This is a genomic window from Sphaerisporangium dianthi (genome assembly GCF_042654065.1).
Lineage (GTDB): Bacteria > Actinomycetota > Actinomycetes > Streptosporangiales > Streptosporangiaceae > Sphaerisporangium > Sphaerisporangium dianthi.
In genome coordinates, this window is the sequence record NZ_JBHSFP010000005.1 from 324151 (window position 1) to 343384 (window position 19234).

General features: G+C 73.5%; 7 protein-coding genes. 4 read left to right on the forward strand and 3 right to left on the reverse strand.

Annotated elements, in window-relative coordinates:
• Positions 1-22 precede the first annotated feature (22 nt).
• The 3 genes from ACFO60_RS11150 to ACFO60_RS11160 all read right to left on the reverse strand — a co-directional run bounded on the left by ACFO60_RS11150 (position 23) and on the right by ACFO60_RS11160 (position 12360).
• The gene (locus ACFO60_RS11150; RefSeq protein WP_380839839.1) at positions 23-5722 is read right to left on the reverse strand and encodes a non-ribosomal peptide synthetase/MFS transporter; all 5700 of its coding nucleotides are present in this window, start codon (positions 5720-5722) and stop codon (positions 23-25) included.
• 209 nt (positions 5723-5931) lie between these two features.
• On the reverse strand, positions 5932-9000 hold the full coding sequence (locus ACFO60_RS11155; RefSeq protein ID WP_380839842.1) for an amino acid adenylation domain-containing protein: 3069 nt from the start codon (positions 8998-9000) through the stop codon (positions 5932-5934).
• Positions 9001-12360 carry an amino acid adenylation domain-containing protein gene (locus tag ACFO60_RS11160; RefSeq protein ID WP_380839844.1) on the reverse strand — a complete coding sequence of 1120 codons (3360 nt, stop codon included), beginning with the start codon at positions 12358-12360 and terminating at the stop codon, positions 9001-9003.
• A 471-nt stretch (positions 12361-12831) separates the two neighbouring features.
• Between ACFO60_RS11160 and ACFO60_RS11165 the strand changes: the two genes are divergently transcribed.
• The 4 genes from ACFO60_RS11165 to ACFO60_RS11180 are packed head-to-tail and all read left to right on the forward strand — an operon-like array spanning position 12832 to position 19168.
• Complete coding sequence (locus ACFO60_RS11165; protein WP_380839845.1) at positions 12832-14358, forward strand: class I adenylate-forming enzyme family protein; 1527 nt, start codon at positions 12832-12834, stop codon at positions 14356-14358.
• A complete protein-coding gene (locus ACFO60_RS11170) occupies positions 14339-17506 on the forward strand; it encodes a non-ribosomal peptide synthetase (RefSeq protein WP_380839846.1) in 3168 nt (1055 codons plus the stop codon). Before ACFO60_RS11165 ends, ACFO60_RS11170 begins: the two co-directional genes overlap by 20 nt.
• Entirely contained in the window at positions 17503-17793 is a 291-nt protein-coding gene (locus ACFO60_RS11175) for a phosphopantetheine-binding protein (protein ID WP_380839847.1), read from the forward strand. Before ACFO60_RS11170 ends, ACFO60_RS11175 begins: the two co-directional genes overlap by 4 nt.
• A 13-nt stretch (positions 17794-17806) precedes the next feature.
• Positions 17807-19168 (forward strand): condensation domain-containing protein, encoded by a 1362-nt coding sequence (locus tag ACFO60_RS11180; RefSeq protein WP_380839848.1) that lies wholly within the window; start codon positions 17807-17809, stop codon positions 19166-19168.
• The last annotated feature ends 66 nt before the right edge of the window (positions 19169-19234 follow it).

Sequence of the window (19234 nt, forward strand, 5' to 3'; positions counted from 1 at the left end):
ACCAGGACTGGTAGCGACCGCCTCACCCCGTGGGGCGCGCGCCGGCGGTCTCGTGGCCGCCGCCCGCGGTCTCGCGGTCGCTCCGGCCGGCGATGCGCCTGCGCAGGAGTTCGTACCCCACCAGGTCGTCCGGCGCGGCGTCGGGGACGTCGGCGTCGAAGCGGGCCAGGGACGGAAGGCGCAGCGACACGGCGACCAGAGCGGCCATGGCGAGGGCGAACACGATGTACATCAGCCCGACGCCACGCCCGTCGCCCACGCCGATCACGGCGCCCACGGTTCCCGCCAGCGGGCCGCCCGGAGCGAGCAGGGGGTCGAACAGCTTGCTCCCGTACGGCGCGACCAGGCCGAACCCGATGGGCAGGGTGGACCAGGCGATGAGGGTGTTGAGCGCGAAGACCCGGCCGTGGAATCTCTGCGGCACCTTGACCTGCACGATCGTGGCGTAGACGCCGTTGACCACGGTGAGCCACAAGGCCATTCCGAACGCGCCGATGGCGATGGTCACAAGGTTCGGCCGCAGGCCGGTGACGAAGCAGAACGCCGCGAGCGCGAGCGTGCACAGCATCATCCCGTACAGGCGCCGCCGCCGCGGGCCGCCCCAGACCGTCATGGCGAGCCCGCCGAGCAGTACGCCGGCGCCGGAGACGAACGCGATCCTGCCCGCGTCGTCCAGCGTGCCGAACGACAGGACCAGCGGTGAGATCAGCAGGAACAGCGGAGACAGGAAGACGTTGAGCGCGGCGAAGAACAGCAGCATCGCCCGGATGGAGGAGTTGCCCCAGCTGTAGCGGAAACCGTTCGCGATCTCCGTGAGGAGGGGCTCCTTGCGCTGCCAGGCCATGCTGGCGGGGAACCTGGTGAACAGCAGGACGGTGATGGCCAGGGTGTAGCTGACGATGTCGATGAGCACGATGCCGCCGAGACCGACCGAGGCCATCAGCCCGACCGCGATCAGGGGGACGAGCAGCTGGGTGACGCCGTTGGCCATCTGCGCGACGCCGTTGGCGTGGCCGAGGTAGTGCTTGGGCACCAGCTGGGGGATCGAGGAGCCGTACGCCAGCCGCTGGAACTGCAACGCGACCGACAGGCCCACGAGCAGGACGTAGATGTGCCAGGTGGCGAGGTTGCCCGTCCAGAGCAGCACGCCGAGCATGAGCTGGATTCCGCCGGCCGCGGCGTCGCCCGCGAGCATGACGCGGCGCCGGTCGGACCGGTCGACGACCGCTCCCGCGAGGGGGGCGGCCAGCATGCCCGGCACCAGGCCGAGGACGGCGAACAGCGCGAAGCGCACGAGCGAGCCGGTCTGGAGGTACACCCAGATGGGGATGGCGAACTCGGTGAGCGCCGAGCCGGTCATCGACACCATCTGGCTCGCGGCCACGGTCACGAACCGCGACATGCTCGGCCGCGGCCCTGCCGCCGTCACCGGCGGGTCGGTCACGGAAGCCCGGGCGTCCGGGGAGCCGACGGAGTCCGGGAAGTCCGAAGCGTCCTGGGAGTCCAGGGTGTCCGGGGGGATCCTGGAGACATCGTGCAGCCACCAGTCGGCGTCGGGCCCGCCGCGCGCCTCCCGCCCGAGGGACTCGGCCGCGTCCAGCGTCCGGTGGACGCCGGTGATGATCTCGGCCAGCTCGCTCGCCCGATATTTCAGGAAGAAGTGCCCAGCCTCGGCCAGCACCACGACCGCCGAGGCGTCCGTCAGGAAGTGCCACTCGCGGAAGCGCTCCTGGTAGTACTCCGTGGTGGGATCGCGCTCGCCCGCGATGGTCACGATCGGCGCGCGCAAGCGGTCGGCTCCTTCCCTCAGCAGGCGCGTGTAGTGCTCCTCGGCCTCCCGCGAATCCGCGCGCATGTTGCGGATGATGTGCCTGACCTGCCGCGGGTCGAGGTCGTTGAGCTCCAGGCCCCACGACAGGAGCCAGTTCGCATACCCCTGGTCCGAGCGCAGGGACTCCATCTGCGCGATCCTCGACAGGACCCCCATCACGCGGTTCTCCGGCCGTGCGAACGGGAAGATCGCGCCGATGTGGACCACCTCGAGCTCGCGCCCGGCGGCCTCCAGCCGGCGCGCGATCTCCACGATCGCCGCCGACCCGACGGCGCAGTGCCCATAGAGCGCGAGCGGCCCGTCGACCTTCTCGAGGATCTCGGCCACGCACGCGGAGACCAGGTCCTCGAAGGACAGCCGCTCCTCCTCGACGCCGAGATCGTGACCGGGAATGGCGACGGCGAACAGCCGATGCCCGTCCGGCAGGGCGTCGGCCAGCGGCTGGTAGACCACCGCGATCCCGCCGCCGTACGGCACGCAGACGTGCGAGAGCACGCGCCGATCGGCGGGGACCGGCCGCGTCAGCTCGTACAGCAGGCCGCGCGGGGCCCTGTCCCCGGCCGGGGTGTCGACCAGCGCGGCCAGCTCGCGGATCGTCGGGTTCTGGAAGAGGTCCATGACGGAAAGGCCCGGGCCGTGCGCCGCGCGCACCCCGGCGACCACCTGGGTCGCCAGCAGCGAGTGGCCGCCGAGATCGAAGAAGTCGTCGTCGACGCCGATGCGTTCGACGCCGAGCACGCCGCGCCACACTGCGGCGATCGACTCCTGCGTCCCGGGACCGGGCGGCACGAACGCCGTGGACTCCTCGCGGACCAGGGCGGGGGCGGGCAGCGCCCGCCGGTCGAGCTTGCCGTTCGGCGACAGCGGCAGCGCAGCAAGGCTCACCAGCGCCGAGGGCACCATGTAGTCGGGCACCCTGAGCTTGAGCGCGGCGCGCAGCCCTGCCGTCTCGGCCCCGCCCGCCAGGTAGGCGACGATCCGCTTGTCCCCGGGCCGGTCTTCGCGCACGACGACGGCGGCGTCGGTGACGCCGGGCTGCTCGCGCAGCACGGCCTCGATCTCGCCCAGCTCGATGCGCAGGCCCCTGACCTTGACCTGGGTGTCCAGCCGGCCGAGGAAGTCGAGCGTTCCGTCGGGCCGCCAGCGTGCCAGGTCGCCCGTCCGGTAGAGCCGCGCGCCCGGTGGCCCGTACGGATCGGGGACGAACCGCTCCGCCGTCAGGGACGGCCTGCCGTGGTAGCCGAGGGCCACCCCGACCCCGCCGATGTGCAGCTCGCCGGGGACTCCGATCGGCACGGGCTCCATCCTGGCGTCGAGCACGTACAGGCGGATGTTCTGGATCGGCGCGCCGATGGGGACGCGGGCCCGGCCCGTCAGTTCCGCGGGTGCGCAGGCCCACGCCGACACGTCGACGGCGGCCTCGGTCGGGCCGTAGAGGTTGTGCAGCTCGGCGGACAGCGCCGCCCGGCACCTCGTCGCCAGGTCCGCGGAGAGCTCTTCCCCGCTGCAGACGATCGTCCGCAGTGACGCGCAGGTCCCCACGTCCTCGCCGGCGAGGAAGACGGCGAGCATCGAGGGGACGAAGTGCAGGGTGGTCACCTGCTCGGCGCGGATCAGGTCGGCCAGGTAGGCCGCGTCCTTGTGGCCGCCGGGCCTCGCCAGCACCAGGCGGGCGCCGGCGAGCAGCGGCCAGAAGAACTCCCACACCGACACGTCGAAGCTCGCGGGCGTCTTCTGCAGCACGGTGTCGCCCTCGCCGAGCCCGAACCTCTTCTGCATCCAGTCGAGCCGGTTGACGATGCCCCGGTGCGAGTTGGGCACCCCTTTCGGGCGTCCGGTGGAGCCGGAGGTGTAGATCATGTACGCCACGTCACCGGGGTCCGCCTCACCGCCGCCGGACTCACGAGGCGCGCCGGACGCGCCGGGCGCATCGGGCTCGCCGGGCGCACTGGGCTCGCCGGGCGCGCCGGACCGGCCTGGCGTGCTGGAGGCCGGTTCGCGCGCGCCGCCGGACGGCCATTCCGCAGGGTCGTCCAGCGGCAGCGGGCGGGCCCCGCGCAGCGCCTCGGGGAGCGTCTCGCGAAGGCGGCGCTGGGTGAGGACGATCTCGGCGCCGGAGTCGGCGAGCATGAAGGCCAGCCGGTCCGCCGGGTAGTCCGGGTCCAGCGGGACGTAGGCGGCGCCCGACTTGAGCACGCCGAGCAGCCCGGCGACCAGGTCGAGCGAGCGTTCGGCGCACACGGCCACCGGCACCCGCGGCCCGGCGCCGAGCGACCGGAGCCGCCGCGCGATCCGGTCGGCCCGGGCGCCGAGCTCGGCGTAGGTGAGCGAGGCGCCCTCGAAGGTGACGGCGGTGCGGTCCGGGGTGCGCGCGATCTGCTCCTCGACCAGGCCGTGGAGGGTCGCGCCGTCGGGGAAAGGCGCCTCCGTCGCGTTGAAACCGCCGGTCACCAGCGCCCGCTCGGCCTCGCCGAGGATGCCGATCTCCGACAGGCGCGCGCCGGGGCGGGCGATGACGTCCCGCAGGAACATCGTGAGGTGCGCCGCCATCCTGGCGACGGTGTCCGGCTCGAACAGGTCGGTGTTGTAGGTCAGCAGCAGGCCGAGCCCGCCGGCGTCCTCGCTGGCGTACAGCTCCAGCTCGAACCGGGTCGAGAGGGTCTCCACCGGGAACGGGGCGATGCCGAGCCCGTCCACCGGACGTCCCCGGCCGCCGTAGTTCTGCATGGAGAAGATGGTCTGGAACAGCGGCGGCCGCGACACGTCGCGGGGCACGTTCAACTCCTGCACCAGCCGCTCGAACGGCAGGTCCTGATGCGCGTACGCGTCCAGGGCCGACTCCCTGGTGCGCGACAGCAGCTCGGTGAACGTCGGGTCGCCGGACAGGTCGGCCCGCATGGTCAGCATGTTCAGGAAGCAGCCGACCATGCCCTCCAGCTCTGGCCGCGAACGGCCCGCCACGGGCGAGCCCACCGCGAAGTCGTCCTGTCCCGTGTACCGCCCGAGCAGCGCCTGCCACGCGGACAGCACCACCATGTACGGCGTCACGCCGAGGCCGGACGCCAGGGCGCGCAGCGCCGCCGCGTCCTCGGCGCCGAGCCGGAAACCGTGCGCCGAACCCGTGAAGGTCTGCCGGAGCGGTCGCGGCCGGTCGGTGAACAGGTCCAGAGGCGGCAGCCCGGCGAGCCGCTCCCGCCAGTAGGCGAGGTCGCCGTCCCCCGCCTGGTTCCGCCGCTGCCACACCGCGAAGTCGCCGTAGTCGGGGGACCGGCGCCCGGCGGCGGGCTCGCCGCGCGCGGACGCCTCGTAGCGGGCGAGGATCTCCGACGTCAGCAGGTCGCACGACCAGCCGTCACAGGCGATGTGGTGCACGGCGAGCGCGAGCACGTGATCGCCGTCGGCGAGGCGGATCAGCAGGGCCCGCAGCAGGGGACCGGCGGCCAGGTCGAACGGCTGGGCGGCGAGCTCCTGGACCATCCGCCTGGCGGCCTGCTCGGAATCCGCCTCGCCGTGCTCCGGCCGCACGCCGGCGGATTCCTCCACCACGGCGGCCGGACGGCCGTCGTCCCCGGCGGGGAAGCGCGTCCGCAGCGCCTCGTGGCGGTCGGCGACCTGCCGGACCGCCTCCGCGAGTGCCCCGGCGTCGACCGTGCCGCTCAGCCGGAGCGTCAGGACGATCGTGTACGCGGAGGCCTCCGGGACGAGCTGGTCCATGAACCACAGCCGTTCCTGCGCGTACGACAGGAGAGGGGCGGCGCCGGCGGGGCGGGACGGGATGAGGTCGCCCGCGCCGGATCCCGGCCGCCGCCGCAGCCGCTGGGCGAGCAGGGCCTGCTTGGCGGCGGTGAGCGGGAGACCGGAGGCGGTCCGCTCGCTCTGGAGTCCTGTCACGGGATCGGCCATCGGATGTCTGGGGCGTGACCCCCGGCTCGCGCCATGGGGAGAAGGCCCCACCCTCCCTTCGGTTCGCGGGTGCGCCCGGACGCGCCGGGCGGGATGTCGAGCTCTCGTGTTCTGGAAGGACCGGGCGGGACGCCTGATCCGGCTTCTTCAGGACCGGGCGGGACGCCTGTCCGGGTGTCTTCGCGACGGGCGGGACGTCAGGGCCTGGTGTCCTCGATGGTGGAGAGCAGCCGCTCGGTCTCCTCGTCGCTCAGGCGGCTGATCTCGGCGATGAGGAGGTCTTCCAGGACGGCCGCCAGCGCGGCGGCCGTGGAGTGCGCGAACAGCTCCTTGATCGGGACGTCGAGCTCGACGATCGACCGGATCCTCGACATCACCCGGACGGCGTGCAGAGAATGGCCGCCGATGGCGAAGAAGTCGTCTTCCACGCCGACCTGGTCGAGGCCGAGCACCTCGGCCCAGATCGCGGTGACGAGCTGCTCGGCGTCGGTCCGCGGCGCGGTGAAGGCCATGGCGGGGTCGCGTTCGAAGCGCGGCGCGCGCAGCGCCCGAGCGTCCACCTTGCCTGCGGGCGTCAGCGGCAGGCGGTCCAGCGGGACGACCACGCCGGGGACCATGTGGCCGGGAAGGGTCAGCGCCGCGTGGGCGCGCACCTCGGCGGGCGCGGCGGAGCCGACGACGTAGGCGACCAGGGCGTCGTCCACGGCGACGACCGCCGCCTGCGAGACGCCCGGGTGCGAGAGCAGCCGCGCCTCCACCTCGCCGGGCTCCACGCGGTGCCCGCGCACCTTCACCTGGTCGTCGAGGCGGCCGAGGAACTCCAGCGTCCCGCCGGGCCGCCACCGCGCCCGGTCCCCGGTCCGGTAGAGCCGGGCGCCGGGCGGCCCGTACGGGTCGGCGACGAAGCGCGCCGCGGTCAGCTCCGCGAGCCCCACGTAGCCGTCGGCCAGGCCGTCGCCGCCGATGCACAGCTCCCCCGGCACCCCCTCGGGGACCAGGGAGAGATCGTCGGCCAGGACGTGGACCCGGGTGCCGCCGAGGGGCCGCCCGATCGGAGGGCGGTGGTCGCCGTCCCGGAGTTCCGCCCACGTCGCGATGATCGTCGCCTCGGTCGGCCCGTAGGTGTTGACCAGGCGCACGGTGCCGCCGAACCGGGACAGCCACGCGGCCACGGCGGGCGCCTGCGCCTGTTCGCCGCCGAGGATCACGAGCCGCAGCCGCGGCGGCCAGCGGATCTCGTCCATCACCTCGACGAGCCGGTGCCAGTACGCCGTGGGCAGGTCGAGCACGCTGATGTCCGGATCGTGCGCCAGCACGTCGGGAAGCGATTCGGGGCCGTCGGGAAGGAGCACCAGCGTCGCTCCGGTGGCGAGCGCCGGCCAGACCTCCTCCGCGTGCGTGTCGAAGCCGAGCGAGGAGAACTGCACCACGCGGTCGCCGGGGCCGAGCCCGTACGCGCCGGCCATCCAGCCGACCCGGGTGTCCAGAGCCCGATGGCCCACGGCCACCCCCTTCGGGGCGCCGGTCGACCCCGAGGTGTACAGCACATAGGCCACGCCGCGCTCCCCCGCGCCGCCATGCTCCGCGGCGGTGCCGTTGATCCCGTCCGGGGTGATCACGTGGGTCACGCCCGCGTCGGACGCCATCGCCGCGCGCCGTGCCGCAGGGTAGGCCGGGTCCAGCGGCACGTATCCCGCCCCGGCCGTCCACACGGCCACCAGGGCGACGATCGCGTCCGGGGAACGGGGCATGCTCACCCCGACGAGGTCTCCCGGCCGCACGCCGGCCTCGCGCAGCCGCGCGGCCAGCGCGCCCGCCCGTTCCGCCAGCTCGCCGTAGGAGACCACGTCCGCGCCGCAGGCGATGGCCGCCGCCTCCGGCGTCAGGCGGGCGGCCCGGGTCACTGCCGCGAGCACGCCACCGGCGCACGGTTCCGCCGGGCCGCCGTCGGACCACGCGAGCAGCCGCTCCCGCTCTCCTGGGGCCAGGAGCGGCAGCCGCATGACCGGCAGCTCAGGGGCGTCGGCGATCCGCTCCAGCAGCACCGCCCAGCGGTCCGCGAGCAGCTCCACGGTCGCCGCGTCGAACACCTGGGGGTTGTAGCCGAACACCGAGACGTCCCCGAGCTGGTCGAGCAGGATGTCGAACTTCGCGTGGCGGAAGCCCGGGTCCACCGCCTCCACCTCGAGCCCGGTGAGCGCGCCGGCGGCGGCGACCGGGTCGCCCGCGGTCTGCGACGTGAACAGCGTCTGGAACGGCTCGCCGCCGTCGCGCGCGCCCGCGGTGAGCTGTTCCAGGGGCACCGGCCGGTGCTCGTAGGCGGCGAGCACGGTCTCCCGGGTGCGCGCGAGCACCTCGCGGAACGTCGGATCGCCCGAGAGGTCGCCGCGCAGCACGAGGGTGTCGGTGAAGTAGCCCACCAGCGGTTCCAGCTCGACCCGGTCGCGCCCGGCGACGGGCGAGCCCACGCAGATGTCGCTCTGCCCGCTGTGCCGGCACAGCAGCACCTGGTAGGCGGCGAGCCACACCATGAACAGCGTGCACCGCTCCTCGCGGGCCAGCGCGGCGAGCCGGTCGGCGAGCCCGGGAGCGGCGCGCCTGACGACGAAGCCGCCCGCGGAGGAACGGGTCCGCGGGCGGGGGCGGTCCAGGGGAAGATCGAGGACGGGCGCGTCCGCGAGCCGGTCCCGCCAGTACGCGACGACGTCCGCGGGCACTCCGGCGTCCCGCTCGGCGCGCGCGTGCCGGCCGTACGTGAGCGGCAACGGCGCCAGCGGTGAGGGCTCGCCCCGCAGGAACGCGTTGTACAGCTGGACCAGCTCGGACATCAGCACGTCGAGCGACCAGCCGTCCCCGGCGATGTGGTGCAGGACCACCGAGAGCACGTGGTCCCGCGGGGACACGCGGAGCAGGCCGACCCTCAGGGGGGCGTCCACCGTCAGGTCGAACGGCGCGTTCGTCCGCTCGGCCACGAGCTCGGCGAGACGTCGTTCGCCGGGCCCGGCCTCGACGAGCTCGATCTCCTGCGGAGTCGCCGGGGGAATGCTCTGGACCGGCCCCGCCTCCGTCAGTGGGAAGCGGGTCCTGAGGGGCTCGTGCCTGCGCACCAGCTCGTCGAAGGCCCTGGACAGCGCGTCGACGTCCAGCGGGCCGCGCAGGCGCAGGGCGAGGAACATGTTGTAGGACGCGTCATGCGGGTCCAGATGGTTGAGGAACCACAGGCGCTCCTGCCCGAACGTGAGCGGAGCCGTCCGCCGAGCATCCATCTATGTCGTCCCCTGAGAGCCGATCGCCGACACCACGCCCGCGATCGTCGGTGATTCGTAGAAGACCCGGAGCGGAAGGTCCACGCCGAGCCGCCGCCGGAGGCGGGCCGCCAGCCGCGTGATCGTCAGGGAGTGGCCGCCCAGCTCGAACAGGTTCTCGTCCGGGCCCGCGCGGTCCAGGCTGAGCACGTCGCACCAGATCTCGTGGACCGCCCGGCTGACGGGGTCGTCCCCGAGCACGCGGTCCGGCGTGCGTGACGACGGCGGACGCGCCCGCGGCAGCGCCGCCCGGTCGACCTTGCCGTTGGGCGTCATCGGCAGCGCCTCCAGCCAGACCACCAGGTTCGGCACCATGGACGCGGGAAGCGTCTTGCGGCAGTGCTCGCGCACCTCCTCGGCGCCGATCTCGCCGACGCCGATCTCCGCGGCGCCGGCCTCAGCGGCGCCGATCTCCGTGGTCGCGGCGACGAGGTAGGCCACGAGCGTGTCGTCGCGGACGGTGACCGCGGCGCGGCCGACACACGGGTGGCGGAGCAGGCAGGCCTCGACCTCGGCCGGCTCCACGCGGTGCCCGCGCACCTTCATCTGGTCGTCGAACCTCCCGAGGAACGCGAGCGTGCCGTCCGCGCGCCACCGGACCCGGTCCCCTGTGCGGTAGAGCCGTCCTCCCTGCGACCCGAACGGGTCGGGCACGAAACGTTCGGCCGTCAGCGCGGGCCTGCCGAGGTACCCGAGGGCCAGTCCCTCCCCGCCGATGAGCAGCTCGCCCGGGACGCCGGGGGGCTGCAGGTTCAGGGCCTGGTCGCAGACGTACACGGTGGTGTTCGCGATGGGCCCGCCGATGCTCACCTCGCCGGGGGACCGCGGCACCTCCCAGGCGGTCGACCAGATCGTCGTCTCGGTCGGGCCGTACACGTTGACCAGCCGGGCGACCCTCGCCCGCAGCTCCTCGGCCAGCGGGGCGGGCAGCGGTTCCCCTCCGGTGAGCGCGGTCACCGCCGTGCCGTCGAAGTCGCCCGCGAGCACCATGCGCCAGCCCGACGGCGTCGCCTGCACGTGCGTCACCCGCATGGCGGAGGGCTCGCCGGAGGCGGCGGCGGGGACGTCCGGCGGGGTCCGGCGCGTCAGGCCGCCGATGTCGGCGGGTCCGGCGACCACGGCCACCGCGCCGCCGGTGATCAGCGGCAGGTAGATCTCCAGTGCCGAGATGTCGAACGCGATCGACGTCGCCGCGCTCCACACCTGTCCCGGCCGCGCGTCCAGCAGCGAGCGCATCCCCCACAGGAAGTTCGTCAGCGCGCGGTGCGGCACCGCGACCCCTTTGGGCGAGCCCGTCGACCCGGAGGTGTACATGACATAGGCCAGGTCTTCCGGCGCGCTCGGGCCGGCGTTCGCGGGGGCGATGTCCGTGCCCGCGTCCTGCGCGCCGTCGTCGTCGCCGGTGTGGACGAGAACGGGCGTGTACCCGCCACGCGGCAGCCGTTCGCGCAGCTCCTCGCTGGTGAGCAGGACCGTCGCGGCGCAGTCGGCGAGCATGTGGGCCGAGCGGGCCGGGGGGAACGCCGGGTCCAGCGGGACGTAGACCGCGCCCGCCTTCATCACGGCGAGCAGCGCGACGACCATGTCCGCCGACCGGCCGAGGTGCACGCCGACGAGCGACCCGCGGCCGGCCCCGGCGGCGCGCAGGCGTTCCGCGAGCCGGTCGGAACGGGCGGCCAGCGCGGCGTAGGTCATGGTCCGCGCCGCGTCGTACACCGCGACGGCGTGCGGGGTCTCGCGGGCCTGGGCGGCGAACAGCTCGGGCACGGTGGCGCGGGGGACAGGCGTCGCCGTGGCGTCGCGGCCGCGCAACGCCTCCTCGTACTCCTCGGGAGGCATGACGGCGAGCCGTGAGACCCGCTCCGCCGGATCCGCGACGACCGACCTCAGCACCGTTTCGTAGCGGCGCGCCAGCCGGGCGACGGTGGAGGCGTCGAACAGGTCGGTGTTGTAGGTGAAGGCGAGGAACAGGCCGTCGGCGTCGCGGGTGACGTCCAGGGTCAGGTCCGTCTTCGCGTACCTGAAGCCCGGGTCGAAGGGCCGGACCTCCAGGTCGTCGAGGGCGAGCCGCCCGTGCCCGGCGTCGGCCTGGTTCTGCTGGATGAACATCGTCTGGAACAGCGGCGTGCGGCTGAGGTCGCGGGGGATCCGCAGCTCCAGCAGCAGGCGTTCGAAGGGCACGGTCTGGTGGGTGAGGGCGCCGAGGGCGTCCTTGCGCACCCTGCGGAGAAGATCCGGGAAGGACGGGTCGCCTTCGAGGTCGGCGCGCAGGACGAGGGTGCTCGAGAAGTAGCCGATCGCGGGCTCCAGGTCGGGGTCGGAGCGCCCGGCGATCGAGGATCCGACGGCGAAGCCGGTCTGGCCGGTGTGGCGGGAGAGGAGCACCTGATAGGCGGCGAGAAGCGTCATGAACGGCGTGCACCGATGCCGCCGGGCGACCAGTTCGACGCCCTCGGCCACGACCACGGGGACGCGCGCCACATGGACGGCGCCGCGGGAGGTCTTCTCCGCCGGCCAGGGCCGGTCGGCGGGCAGTTCGAGGGACGGAAGGCCGGCGAGCCGCTGTTTCCAGTACGCGAGGCTGCTCGCCTCGTCCTGCCGGGGAGCGCGCACGTGGTCGGCGTACTGCAGGGGAAGCGGCGGCAGCGGCGAGGGCTCACCCCGGCGGAAGGCCGCGTACAGCGTGGCCAGCTCGCGGTAGAGCACGGTGAGCGACCATCCGTCGGCGACGATGTGGTGCACCACCAGGCACAGCACGTGTTCCTCGGCGGCGAGGCGGAGCAGCGACACGCGCAGCGGCGGCGCCTGGCCGAGGTCGAACGGCCGGTTCGTCCGCTCGGCCACGAGGTCGAGTGCCTTCTGTTCTCTGTCGCCGGAGGGCAGGGCCGAAAGATCCAGGTGCTCGATGTGGATCGGCGCCGGAGCCAGGACCTGCTGGACAGGACGCTCTTCGCCGGGGAAGCGGGTGCGGAGGGGCCCGTGGCGGGAGACGATCTCGTCCAGCGCCCGGCCGAGGGCGCCGGTGTCGAGGGGGCCGCGCAGACGCTCGGTGACGAAGATGTTGAAGGACGCGTCGGCGGGGTCGAATCGCTGGAGGAACCACAGCCGCTCCTGGCCCGCCGACATCGGGATCTCGTCGATCACCGGCGGCAGGCCGTCCCGCGCGGGGTGGCCGCCGTCCGGCCGGGACGGCTCCCCGTCGAGGGGAGGCCGGTAGGCGAGCCGCCGCGCGAGCAGGGACCGGCGGCGCGATGACAGGGAGGCGCCGTCGCCGGGGTCTTGGGAGGTCGATGATGCGGCCACGGTGAACTCGTCTTTCACGCGGTCTTGTTTCCTCGTCGATGGGAGGCGGCTCGGTGCGGTCGCCATGTCGCCTCGGCGGCATTGCGCGAGGAAAACTCACATTGCGCGGGATCGGACAATGAGTCGTACGCTATGAACGGGAAATGGGAATTGTCAATAGTCCTTCGAACGGTCGTCGTCCCTCTTGTCCCCGCCCCCGCCGCCGTGGCGTCGCCGGGCCGGAAACCCCCAGCCAGAAGGGCATCCCGCTGGGGAACCCTTGACAGGCTGCGGCCTCGGCCGCAGTATGGGAGCGCTCCCAACGGGATCTCCTCACCAACCGAAAAGGCCATGAAACACGATGCGAACGCCTGTTTCCTCGTGTCTCCGTCGCTCGGGAATTTCGATTCCGCGCTGCACGACAGGGGAGAGAAATAGTCTTTGATTGAGGCGCGCGCCGGCCCGGGTGGCGCTGTGAATTCGCACGCGCCCATTATTCGGAGGTGCACCGTGCGTGCCGTACGACCGGGTTCGGCTCGCGACCGGCCCGCCACGCCGACCGTTCCCGGCCTGCTCGCCGCCCGCGCCTCGGCCGACCCCTCCGGCGTCGCGCTGACCGTCCACGACATCGGCTCGCTGACGTTCGAGGAATGGGCCCGCCGCTCGGACGCGGCGGCGCTGGGCCTGATCGACAGGGGACTGCGGCCGGGGGACCGGGTCGGCCTGGTCTTCGGCGAGAACGAGTGGATCGACTACGCGATCGCGTACTGCGCCGCGCAGAAGGCCGGCGGCGTCGCCGTGCCGCTGCCGGCCGCGCTCCCGGCGGGAGAGCTCCGCCGGCTGCTCGCGCACAGCTCCGCGGCCTGCCTGGTCCACGGCGAGGGCAGGAACCCGCCGCACACCGGCCTCTGGACGGCGACCCTGGCGGAACTGCGTCCAGGCGCGGGCAGCCTCGACGACGTGCGCGTCCGGCCGGGCGACGCCGCCCAGATCCTGTACACCTCAGGCACGACGGGAGAGCCGAAAGGGGTCGTGGCGAGCCACGCGAACCTGACCTTCGGCTGTACGGCCGACCCCCGCCGCCGCCCGCTCGCCCACTCGCGCCACTTCCTGCACGCCTTCCCGATCGGCACGAACGCGGCCCAGACGATGCTGGTCAACGCGCTCGACGCCCGTCCCGGCGCGTTGACCCTGCCGCGGTTCACCGCGGCCCGGTTCGCCCGCCTCATCGAGGCCTACCGGGTCGGGACCGTCTTCGTCGTCCCCTCCATGGCCATCGAACTGCTCAACGCGGGCGTGCGGGAGAAGTACGACCTGTCCAGCGTGCTGCTGCTGGGCTCCACCGCCGCGGCGCTGGCCCCGTCGGTCGCCATGGCGCTCACGGCGGCGTTCCCCCGGGCGACCATCGTGAACTACTACACCTCCACCGAGGCCGCCCCCGCCCAGACGACCATGGTCTTCGACCCCGCGCGGCCGGACTCGGTGGGCCGCCCGGCGTCCGGCGGGTCGCTGATGATCTCCGACGGCGAGGGGCCCGTCCCGCCGGGAACGCCGGGCGAGGTGTGGCTGCGGTCACCGGCCGAGCCCCGGGGCTACGACCGGGACGGCGACGCCCCGGGGAAGGTGTTCCGCGACGGGTGGGTGCGCATGGGCGACATCGGCCACCTCGACGAGGACGGCTACCTGTACCTGCTGGACCGCGAGAGCGACATCGTCAAGTCGGGCGCCTTCAAGATCTCGACCCTGCGCGTCGAGGCGGCGCTGCACGAACATCCGGCCGTCGCCGACGTGGCCGTGTTCGGCGTGCCGCATCCGGTCATGGGGTCCGCCGTCGCGGCCGCCGTCGTCCGCCGCTCCGAGGTCTCCACCGTCGAACTGCGGGCCTTCCTCACGGGCAGGCTCGCCGGCCACGAACTGCCCACCCGATGGCTGGTCCTCCCCTCCTTGCCCAAGAACACCGCGGGGAAGGTTCTCAAACGCGAACTGCGGACGCTCCTCGCTACTCCGGAAGGCGACGATGCAGCGCACTCCTCTTGACGCCCATCTCCCCGCCTCGTTCGCCCAGCACGGCATATGGATCACCGAGCGGACCGGCATGGCGGGAGACGCCTACCGCATGTCGCTGGTCCTCACGTTCGAAGGCGGCCTCGACGTCGAGGCGATGCTCGGCTCCTGCCGGGCCGTCCTGGCCCGTCACCCCGTGCTCGCGACCGTGCCGGTCGAGCTGGACGGCGACCTGCGCCTCGTTCCCGCGGACGTCCCGCCGTCCGTCACCCACCACGACCTCTCCCACGTGCTCGGCGGCGAGCCGGGCGCCGAGCTGTGCGTGGACACGGGGCAGACCTTCGACCTGGCGCGGGGACCTCTGGCGGACTTCAGCCTGCTCACGCTGAGCCCGGTACGCCACCTGCTCGTCTTCGCCGCCCATCACCTGGTCTTCGACGGGATGTCGAAGGACGTCCTGGTGGGCGACCTCGCCGCCTGTTACCGCGAGCGCGTCACCGGCGCGTCCGCCCGCCTGCCCGCGCTCACCGGTTCCTACGGCGCGCACGCCGAGGAGCAGCGCGAGGAGGTCTCCGCGATCCGGGAGGAGGCCGCGGCGTTCTGGCGGTCCCGCTGGAGCGACCCGCCGGAGCCGATCCTCCCCGGCCCGGTGCGCGCCGTACGGGCGGCCGAGCCGGGGGAGACCGTCGAGGTCGTGATCGAGGACATCGCCCGGACCGCCACGTCGCTCGGCGTGACCGACTTCGAGTTCCTGGTCGCCGCCCTGCACGCGCTGCTGCGCCGTTACGGCAACGAGCAGGTCGTCGTCGCGATCGACGTGTCCACCCGGACGCCCGCGACCCGTGACCGGATCGGACTGTTCGTCAACGAGCTGCCGGTGGTGACCCGCCCCGCGCTGGAGGTGACGTTCGCCGAGTTCGCGCGCGCCGTCCGCGACGAGCTGCGCCAGGTGTACCGCTTCCGCGGCGTGCCCCTCACCCAGGTGGTCGGCGGGATCACGCCGCGCGCCGCGCTCGCCCCCATCTCGCTCAGCTACCGGGAACGCGACCCCGACCCGGTGTTCCCGGGCGTCGACGTCACCGTCGACTGGACCGTGTTCAGCGGCGCCGCCCGCAACGTCCTGCACGTCCAGGCGGTCGGCTCCTCCGCGGGGCTCACCCTCGGCTTCCAGTTCAGCCCGGACGCCGTCGCCCCCCGCACCGTCGAGGCGCTCGCCGGGCACTTCCGTACGCTGATCGAGGGCGTCGCGGACGACCCGGACCTGCGGATCGGCGACCTTCCGGTGCTGACCTCCGGCGAGCGGCCGGCGCTCGACGGGTGGAACGCCACCCGCAGGGCCTTCCCCGACACCACCGTGACCGAGCTGTTCGAGCGGCGCGCCAGGGCGACCCCGGACGCCGTGGCCCTGGTGTACGGCGAGCGCGAGGTGACCTACGCCGAGCTGGACGCGGCGGCCGGCCGGCTGGCGGCGGTGCTCCGTGAGCGGGGGATCGGCCCGGGCAAGCTGGTCGCGGTCCACCTGGAACGGTCGCCGGAGATGGTGGCCGGCGTGCTGGCCGTCCTGAAGGCGGGCGGCGCCTACCTGCCGCTGGACCCGGGCTACCCCGCCGAGCGGCTCGCCTTCGTCCTCGCGGACGCGCGGGCCTCCCTGGTCCTCGGGGGCGAGCGGCCCTCCGATCCTCCCTGTGTCACCGGCAGCCCAGACATAACCGACATAGCCGGTACGTCGGACCTGGCATCCGCGGGTGCTCCCGAGCGGCCCGGCGCCATCGCCGTGCCGGTGCCGGTGCCGGTGCTGGAGCTCGGTGAGATGGCCTCGTGGCCCGGCGCGTCCGGCTCCGTACGGCTCGACCCCCCGGCCCCGGCCGACCTCGCGTACGTCATCTACACCTCCGGGTCCACCGGCCGGCCCAAGGGCGTGGAGGTCGAACACCGCTCGCTGACGAACCTCCTGTTCGCCATGCGCGACGAGCTCGGGGCGAGCGACGGCGACGTGTGGCTCGGGCTGACCACCCTGGCGTTCGACATCTCGGCACTGGAGCTGCTGCTGCCGCTCATCACGGGCGGCCGGGTCGTCGTCGTGCCGGAGGGCGGCACGAGGGACGGCGCGCGACTGCGCCGGCTGATCGCGGCCGAATCCGTCTCGCACGTGCAGGCGACGCCGTCGAGCTGGCGGCTCCTGCTCGACGCCGGGCTCGACGCGCCGGGCCTCGTCGCGCTCAGCGGCGGGGAGCCGCTGCCGCTGCCGCTGGCACGGGAGCTGCGTGACCGGGTGGGCCGCCTGCTCAACGTCTACGGCCCGACCGAGACCACGGTGTGGTCGGCCATCGAGGAGATCCCCCAGGCGCCGGACGAGGTCACGATCGGGTTCCCGCTCGCCAACACCAGGATCCACCTGCTCGACGAGCGCCTCGCGCAGGTGCCCGTCGGGGTGCCGGGAGAGATCTGCGTCGCCGGGGACGGGGTCGCCCGCGGCTACCTGGACCGCCCGGAGCTGACCGCCGAACGCTTCCCGCAGGACCCGTACGGCCCGCCGGGGTCGCGCCTGTACCGCACCGGCGACCTGGGCAGGAGGCGGCCGGACGGCCGCATCGAGTTCCTCGGCAGATCGGATCACCAGGTCAAGATCCGAGGTCACCGCGTCGAGCTGGGGGAGATCGAGGCCAGGCTGCTGGAGCACCCGCTCGTCGCCGAGGCCGCCGTGGTCCTCCGCGACGACGAGCAGCGCCTGGTCGCCTACGTCGTGACCAAGACCGTCCCACCGGGCACGGAGCCGGACGCGCAGTTGCGCGAGCACCTCGCCCGCGTCCTGCCGGGAGTCATGGTGCCGGGCGTCTTCGTCCGGCTGGATCGCCTGCCGCTCACCCCCGCCCGCAAGCTCGACCGTGCGGCCCTGCCCGACCCGCCGTCGCGTGCCGCGGCGGCCTCCCCGCCGCCGGTCCAGGACGATCCGCTGCTGGCCGAGGTCACCCGGATCTGGGAGGAGGTGCTGCGGATCGACGGCATACTGCCCGACGAGGACATGTTCGAGCTCGGCGGCCACTCGCTGACCGTGACCCAGATCGCGAGCCGCATCCGCAAGCGCCTCGGCGTGGACGTCGAGCTGGACGTCTTCTTCGACACCCCCACCATCGCAGCCGTGGTCGCGGCGATCAGGCTGTCCGGACAGGAGACGACATGACGGACCCGGATGTCACGCGGGCGCCCATCGACACCGCCGAGCTGAGGAGACGCGTCGCCGACATGGTGGCGGTGGCCTCGGACGGCGAGGTCGACGCCGAGGAGGTGCTCCAGGCCGGCGTCTCGTTCACCGCGCTCGGCGTGACCTCGCTGACCACCCTCCGCCTCATCGACGCGGTCGAGGAGGAGTTCGGCGTGGAGATCGACCTCGGCGGCGACGTCGGCTACCTCGACGACCTGGACTCCCTGGTACGCCACATCCTCGCCGCCTCGCCCGCCCGCCGGTGACCGGAGGCGCAGGATGAGGCTGGCGTTCGAGGGCGAGCGGTCGGGGACGGCGCCGCTCGCCTGGGGCCAGCGATCGATCTGGATCGCGATGTGCCGCACCATGCCGAGCGACCACTACTTCAACTTCGGCCGCGTCCTCGCCGTCGCGCCGCACCCGCCGCCGGCGGTGCTGGACGCGCTGGCGGCGCTGATCGCCCGGCACGAATCCCTCCGCACGCGGCTCAGGCAGGTCGGCGGCGACGTCCACCAGGCGGTGGAACGGTCGGGAGTCCTCGAGGTCGAGGTCGTCGATTCCCCCGCCGCGGACCTCGAGCGGAACGCCCAGGACATGCTGGAGCGCCTCGCCGCCCCCGTCTTCGACTACTACGCCGAATGGCCCGTGCGCGTCGGCCTGGTGACGTGCGACGGCGACGTCCGGTCCGTGGTGATCGTCTTCTGCCATCTGGCCGCGGACGGGCTCGGCGCCGACGTCGCCGTGCGCGAACTGCGGCTGCTCCTGCGCCGGGGCTCCGTGCCAGGTCCGCCACCGCGCCAGCCGCTCGACCTCGCCCGCGAGCAGCAGTCGCCCGCCGGCGGGCGCGTCTCGTCCTCGGCGCTCGCCTTCTGGGAACGGGAGTACCGCAGGATCCCGCCCTCGATGTTCGGCGCCCCCGCCGGCCCGCCGCTGCGGCCCCGGTTCTGGCGGGCGGCGATGACGTCCAGGGCCATGGAGACCGCCGTGCGGGTGATCTCCGGCCGTCACCGGGTGAGCGGCACGACGGTGCTCCTCGCCGGCGCGGCAGCGATGGTGGGGGAGGTCACGGGGCATCGGACCTGCGCCATGCTGCCCGTGGTGAACAACCGCTTCCACGTCCGCGACCGGGAGGTGGTCACACCGCTCGCGCAAGACGGCCTGTTCGTCCTCGACCTCGCCGACGACACCTTCGAGGGCCTGCTGCGCTCGGCGTGGGCGTCGTCATTGCGCGCCTACAAGCACACGAGATTCGACCCCCTGGAACTGCGCCGGATGGTCGAGTCCGTGAGCGCCGAGCGCGGCGCCACCGTCCATCCGCACTGCTGCTTCAACGACCAGCGGTTCGTGGAACGAGCGCGGGTCGAGCCCGCCGAGCACGACGAGGCGGCGATCCGGTCCCTTCTCGGCGAGACGACCGTGACGTGGCCCGTCAAGCTCGACCAGCTGAACTGCAGGTTCTGCCTGCACGTGACCGACGGGCCCGGCGGGCTCGGGGTCTCGCTCACGGCGGACACGGCCTTCCTCCCGCCGGAGGCGATGGAAGGCTACCTGCGCGGGTTCGAGCGCCTGCTCGTGGAGGCGGCCTGCCGCGAGGTGCGCCTGGCGGAGCTGCCAGATCTGGCCGCCATGGCCGCCACCTGACCACGCGCCGCGTCCGAACGCTGCGGCGCGATGCGGGCGGGCGCGGCGGCGCGCCGCCACCTCGTC

Excerpts from the sequence above, each read along its gene's own strand:
- ACFO60_RS11170 (WP_380839846.1), top strand. The coding sequence starts at position 14,339 with ATGCAGCGCACTCCTCTTGACGCCCATCTCCCCGCCTCGTTCGCCCAG.
- ACFO60_RS11180 (WP_380839848.1), top strand. The coding sequence starts at position 17,807 with ATGAGGCTGGCGTTCGAGGGCGAGCGGTCGGGGACGGCGCCGCTCGCC.
- ACFO60_RS11175 (WP_380839847.1), top strand. The coding sequence starts at position 17,503 with ATGACGGACCCGGATGTCACGCGGGCGCCCATCGACACCGCCGAGCTG.
- ACFO60_RS11155 (WP_380839842.1), bottom strand. The coding sequence starts at position 9,000 with ATGGATGCTCGGCGGACGGCTCCGCTCACGTTCGGGCAGGAGCGCCTG.